The 5,565-nt window shown below is 71.2% G+C and carries 5 protein-coding genes and 2 pseudogenes; 4 read left to right on the plus strand and 3 right to left on the minus strand.

Annotated elements, in window-relative coordinates; genetic code table 11:
• Positions 1-215 (minus strand): annotated as a pseudogene (locus tag HUX53_RS39770) (hypothetical protein); the annotation flags it as partial.
• A 3-nt stretch (positions 216-218) separates the two neighbouring features.
• Positions 219-1,373, minus strand: a pseudogene (locus tag HUX53_RS00545) (NRAMP family divalent metal transporter).
• A gap of 204 nt (positions 1,374-1,577) precedes the next feature.
• On the opposite strand from HUX53_RS00545, the gene HUX53_RS00550 reads away from it, so the two are divergent.
• On the plus strand, positions 1,578-2,267 hold the full coding sequence (locus HUX53_RS00550) for a GntR family transcriptional regulator (protein WP_176401190.1): 690 nt from the start codon (positions 1,578-1,580) through the stop codon (positions 2,265-2,267).
• On the opposite strand, the gene HUX53_RS00555 is transcribed toward HUX53_RS00550, so the two are convergent.
• Entirely contained in the window at positions 2,268-2,894 is a 627-nt protein-coding gene (locus HUX53_RS00555) for a GntR family transcriptional regulator (protein ID WP_309236979.1), read from the minus strand.
• 150 nt (positions 2,895-3,044) lie between these two features.
• Here HUX53_RS00555 and pdhA point away from each other — a divergent pair, with 150 nt between their 5' ends.
• From pdhA to HUX53_RS00570, 3 genes are all read left to right on the plus strand, one after another.
• Positions 3,045-4,151 (plus strand): pyruvate dehydrogenase (acetyl-transferring) E1 component subunit alpha, encoded by a 1,107-nt coding sequence (pdhA, locus tag HUX53_RS00560; protein WP_176401192.1) that lies wholly within the window; start codon positions 3,045-3,047, stop codon positions 4,149-4,151.
• 11 nt (positions 4,152-4,162) lie between these two features.
• Entirely contained in the window at positions 4,163-5,176 is a 1,014-nt protein-coding gene (locus tag HUX53_RS00565) for an alpha-ketoacid dehydrogenase subunit beta (protein ID WP_176401193.1), read from the plus strand.
• Positions 5,173-5,565 (plus strand): biotin/lipoyl-containing protein (locus tag HUX53_RS00570; protein ID WP_303623138.1); only part of this gene is annotated, 393 nt, incomplete at its 3' end. The genes HUX53_RS00565 and HUX53_RS00570, both read left to right, overlap by 4 nt.

The raw sequence follows: 5,565 nt of genomic DNA on the forward strand, positions 1-5,565 counted from the left end.
GTACGGAAAGTGCTCAAGACGGCCGACGAAAAGCCAACGATGGCCGAGTTACCAGTCTGGCGGGCGGCCAAGGGGGAAAGCAGCGTCAGCGTCCGGGCCGCCGGGACGACGTCGGTGACGCCGGCCGGCGGGGACGCGGCGAGCGCCGCGTACAGGCCCGCCGGGTCCGGTGGTTCGACCAGCAGTGCCGCGTCGCCGCTCGGGAGGATCCGCACCCGTCAGCCCCAGAGGTCGTCGAGTTCGGACAGCGCGTGGCAGCCCAGATAGAGGGACAGCAGCCAGGCGGCGGCGCCGAGGACGAGGAGCCAGATCGGGTACCGGTAGCCGCCGAGCAGGTCGCGGCGGCGTCCGGCGGCCCAGAGCAGCACGGCCAGCCCGAACGGCAGGATCAGTCCGTTGAGCGCGCCCGCGAGGATGAGCAGCTTGGCCGGGGCGGTGCCGATCGCGAGGTAGATGGACGCGGAGACGAGGATGAACGCCACGACCAGGCGGTTGCGGTGCCGCTCGACGAACGAGGAGAACGAGACGAGGAAGGACACCGAGGTGTAGGACGCGCCGATCACCGAGGTGATCGCGGCCGACCACATGATCAGGCCGAAGACGCGCAGCCCGGCCTCGCCGGCGGCGTGCTCGAACGCCGACGCCGGGGCGTTCTCCTTGGCGAGCGTGAACCCGCCGGCGACGACGCCGAGGACGGCGAGGAACAGCAGCACGCGCATCACGCCGGTGATGAGGATGCCGGTGACGGCGCTGCGGTTGATCTCCCGGACGTTCTCGCTCCCGGTCAGCCCGGACTCGATCATGCGGTGCGCGCCCGCGTAGGTGATGTAGCCGCCGACCGTCCCGCCGATCAGGGTGGTGATGACCAGGAAGTCGACGGTCTCGGGCGCGACGCTCTGCCGCAGCGCGTCCCCGAGGGGCGGGTCGGACACGAACGCCACGTACAGCGTCAGCAGGATCATCACGCCGCCGAGCACGACGACGATCCGGTCCATCGCGACGCCGGCGCGCCGGATCAGGAAGATCGCGATGGCGACCAGCGCGGAGATCCCGCCGCCGATCTTGACGTCCAGGCCGAGCAGCGCGTTCAGCCCGAGCGCGGTGCCGGCGATGTTGCCGATGTTGAAGACCAGGCCGCCGAAGACGTCGAGGGCGGCGAGGCCGTAGCCGGCGCCGGGCAGGACGCGGTTGCCGAGCTCCTGGGCGCGCATGCCGGACACGCCGACGATGCGTCACACGTTCAGCTGGATCGCGATGTCCACCAGCACCGACACGACGATCGCGAACGCGAACGCGGCGCCGAGCTGGGCGGTGAACACGGTGGTCTGGGTGATGAAGCCGGGGCCGATGGCGCTGGTGGCCATCAGGAACATGGCGCCGATCAGCGCGCCGCGGCGGGACGAGGCGGGTGGTGCCGGGGTTTTGTCCAGGGTGGTCCGGTCCGTCATGGGGGTGGCCCTTCTGGGATCGGCTTTCCGCCAGCGTAGAGATTGTTCAACAATCCAGCAATCCCCTTGTTGAGGGATTTTCCGCGCGATGGGATACCCTGGCCCCGCACATACGCGGGAGGACGGTCGATGGCGGAGTCCTGGCTCGACGAGATCGCGGCGGCGCGGGACGGCCTGGACCGCACGAGCACCGCCGCCTGGGTCGCCGGCCTGCTGCGCGCCCAGATCACCGACGGCCGGCTCGTCCCCGGGGCGCAGCTGCCCGAGAAGGAGCTGGCCGCCGCGGTGAAGGTGTCCCGCAACACCGTGCGGGAGGCGTTCCGGCTGCTCGTCCAGGAACGGCTGCTCGTCCACGAGTTCAACCGGGGCGTGTTCGTACGGCGCGTGACCGCCGACGGGCTCGCCGACCTGTACCGCGTCCGCCGGATCCTGGAGTGCGAGGGCGTGCGGTGCGCGCCGGACGCCCCGCGCGGGGCCCTCGCCCGGCTGGAGGCGGCGGTCCTGGACGGCGAGGGCGCCGCGGCGGCCGGGGACTGGCCGCACGTCGGCACCGCCGACATCCGCTTCCACCAGGCCCTCGCCGCGCTGGTGGGGAGCCCGCGGGTGGACGAGATGATCCAGCACCTGCTCGCCGAGATGCGGCTCGTCTTCCACGAGATGGGCTCGCCGCGCGAGTTCCACGAGCCGTACCTCGCCCGCAACCGGCGGCTCTACGACCTGATCGCGGAGGGCGACGTCGCGGCGGCCGAGCGGGAGCTGCGCTCCTACCTGGACGACGCCGAGGCGCAGCTCACGAAGGCGTACCGCTCGACAGAGTAGTCACGGGGCGTAGTTCATGACGTGGTCGTGCAGCAGCTGCGGCGCCTCGGGGTCGCCGCGGCGGAACGCCTCGATCAGCTCGGCGTGCTCGGCCGACTTGGAGTAGATCTCCGTCTGGTGCAGGCGCAGGGACAGGGTCGTCCACAGCTCGATGCCGAGGCCCTCCCAGACCGAGACGAGCAGCCGGTTCCCGGCCGTCTCGACGATCTCGCGGTGGAAGGCGATGCTGAGCCGCATCTGCTCCTGCAGGTCGCCGTCCCGCGCCGCCGCGGCCAGCCGGTCGTTGTGCTCCTCCAGCGCGTCCACGCAGCCGGCGAGGCGGGGCAGCGCCAGCTCCACGGCCGTCCGCTCCAGCCCGGCCCGGACGGGGAAGATCTCGGCGAGGTCGCGCTCGGTGAACTCGCGGACGCGGGCGCCGCGGTTCGGCAGCGACTCGATCAGCCGCTGCGCCTCCAGCTGGCGGAGCGCCTCGCGCACCGGCCCCTGGCTGACCCCCAGCTCGGCCGCGATCCGGCGTTCGACGATGCGCTCGCCCGGCTCCCACCGGCCCGCGCTGATGCCCTCCACGATGAACTCCCGGATCTGGTCGGCGAGTCCGGTGCGCAGCAGCTGGGCGGGCGTATTCACGAAACTCGATCGTAGCGCCACGACGGGTAAGTACCTCGTGATGGGGTAGGCGAATCCTGACTCCGTGGAATATGATCGATCATAGATCAATGATGATCGGGAGTGTTGTGGCGATCCTACGACGCTGCCCCGGACAGAGGAAGGTCGCCGATGGCTGAGAACGTCAAGGCCGCTCCGGCGCGAGGCCGGAGAACGCGCGGCAAGGGCGCGGAGCCCGGCACCGCCGCGACGCCGCCGAAGCCCCCGGCGGAGGACGCCGAGACGCTCGTCGGCTACTACCGGCAGATGCTGCTGATCAGGCGGTTCGAGGAGCGGGCCGCCCGCGCCTACACCGAGGCCAAGATCGGCGGCTACTGCCACCTGAACCTCGGCGAGGAGGCCACGGTCGTCGGGCTGATGACCGCGCTGCGTCCCGACGACTACCTGTTCACCAACTACCGCGACCACGGCTACGCCATCGCCAAGGGCATCGGCGCCGACCGCGTCATGGCCGAGTTGTACGGGCGGTCCACCGGAGTGTCCAAGGGGTGGGGCGGGTCGATGCACCTGTTCGACGCCGAGAAGCGGATGCTCGGCGGGTACGGCATCGTCGGCGGTCAGCTCCCGCTCGCGACCGGCGCGGCGCTCGCCGTCTCCTACAAGGGCGGCGACGAGATCGTCATGTGCCAGATGGGCGACGGGACGGCCGCGATCGGCGCGTTCCACGAGTCGCTGAACATCGCGGCCCTGTGGGACCTGCCCATCGTCTTCGTTGTGATCAACAACGGCCTGGGTATGGGCACCACCGTGGACAAGTCCAGCGCCGAACCCGAGCTGTACAAGCGGGGCGCCGCCTACCGGATGGAGAGCGCCCGCGTGGACGGCGCCGACGTCGTCGCGGTGCGGGACGCCGCGCGCGCCGCCGTCGAGCGCGCCCGGTCGCAGAGCAAGCCGTACCTGCTGGAGACGGTCAGCCCCCGGCTGAAGGGGCACTCGGTCGTCGACCCGGCCCGCTACCGGACCAAGGAGGAGAAGGACGCGCTGAAGGCCGCCGACCCCCTCGCCAAGATGGCGCTGGACCTGGAGGAGGCCGGGTTCCTCTCCCACGAGGACCGCGACCGGCTCGACGCCGAGGTCACCGCCGAGGTCGACGAGGCCGCGAAGTTCGCCGACGAGAGCCCCGAGCCCGAGGTCTCCACGCTGTTCGACTACACCTACGCCACCCCGGTCCCGGGCGACCTCCGCCGGTTCCCCGCCGACCCCGTATTCCGTTCCTGAGAGGCACCCCCATGGCAACCGTGACCTACCGCCAGGCCCTCCGGGACACGCTCCGCGTCGAGATGCTGCGGGACGAGAACATCCTGCTGCTGGGCGAGGAGATCGGGCTCTTCGAGGGCTCCTACAAGATCACCGAGGGGCTGCTGAAGGAGTTCGGGCCGAAGCGCGTCCGCGACACCCCGATCGCCGAGGAGGGGTTCGTCGGCGCCGCGATCGGCGCCGCGATGCTCGGTCTCCGCCCGGTCGTGGAGATCATGACGATCAACTTCTCGCTGCTGGCGCTGGACCAGATCGTCAACCACGCCGCGAAGATCTACGGCATGTTCGGCGGGCAGTCCAGCGTCCCGATGGTGATCCGCACGCCGGGCGGCGGCGGGCAGCAGCTCGGCGCCACCCACTCGCAGAACGTCGAGCTGTTCTACTCGTTCATCCCGGGGCTGAAGGTCGTCGCGCCGTCCACGCCCGCCGAGGCGTCCGCGATGCTGAAGGCCGCGATCCGCGACGACGACCCGGTGCTGTTCCTGGAGAACCTCGCCCTCTACAACACCAAGGCCGAGCTGCCCGCCCCGGTCGAGGACATCGAGCCCGCCGAGATCGGCCGCGCCGGCGTCACCCGGGAGGGCACCGACATCACGATCATCGGCTACTCGCGGATGGCGCGCGTCGCCGGCGAGGTCGCCGAGAAGCTCGCCGCCGAGGGCGTGTCCGCGGAGGTCGTCGACCTGCGCAGCCTGCGCCCGCTGGACCGGCAGACGATCGTGGACTCCGTCCGCAAGACGGGCTGCGCCGTCGTCGCCGAGGACGACTGGCTCACCTACGGCATCGGCGCCGAGATCGCCGCGACCATCCAGGAGGGCGCGTTCGACTGGCTGGACGCGCCGGTCCGCCGCGTCGCGATGGCCGAGGTGCCGCTGCCCTACGCCAAGTCCCTGGAGTCGGTGGCGCTGCCGTCCGCCGAGTCCCTGCTCACCGCCGTCCGCGACACGCTCCGCGCCACCGGCCACTCGTTGGAGACCGTTTCATGACCGAAATTCTCATGCCGCGCCTCTCCGACACGATGGAGGAGGGCGTCATCAGCTCCTGGCAGAAGAAGCCGGGGGACGAGGTCGCGGTCGGCGACGTCATCGTCGACATCGAGACCGACAAGGCGGTCATGGAGTACGAGGCCTACGAGGCCGGCGTGCTCGAAGAGATCCTGGTGCCGGAGGGCGAGTCCGCCGCGATCGGCGCCCCGATCGCCCGGATCGCCCCGACCGGCGGCGCCAAGCAGACCGCGCCGACCGAACCGGCCACCGAGCCGGAACCGGAACCGGAACCCGCGCCACAGGCCGAGGCGGAGGCCGAACCGGAGCCGGCACCGGCCCCCGAGACGCCCGCACGGGCCCCAGAGCGTTCCGCGGCGTCCCGCCCTACG

The sequence above is a fragment of the Actinomadura sp. BRA 177 genome, from assembly GCF_013372625.1.
In the GTDB taxonomy this organism is placed as follows: Bacteria; Actinomycetota; Actinomycetes; order Streptosporangiales; family Streptosporangiaceae; genus Spirillospora.

Bases quoted from the DNA above. Each gene is read 5' to 3' on its own strand.
- pdhA (WP_176401192.1), top strand. From the start codon at position 3,045: ATGGCTGAGAACGTCAAGGCCGCTCCGGCGCGAGGCCGGAGAACGCGC.
- HUX53_RS00565 (WP_176401193.1), top strand. From the start codon at position 4,163: ATGGCAACCGTGACCTACCGCCAGGCCCTCCGGGACACGCTCCGCGTC.
- HUX53_RS00550 (WP_176401190.1), top strand. From the start codon at position 1,578: ATGGCGGAGTCCTGGCTCGACGAGATCGCGGCGGCGCGGGACGGCCTG.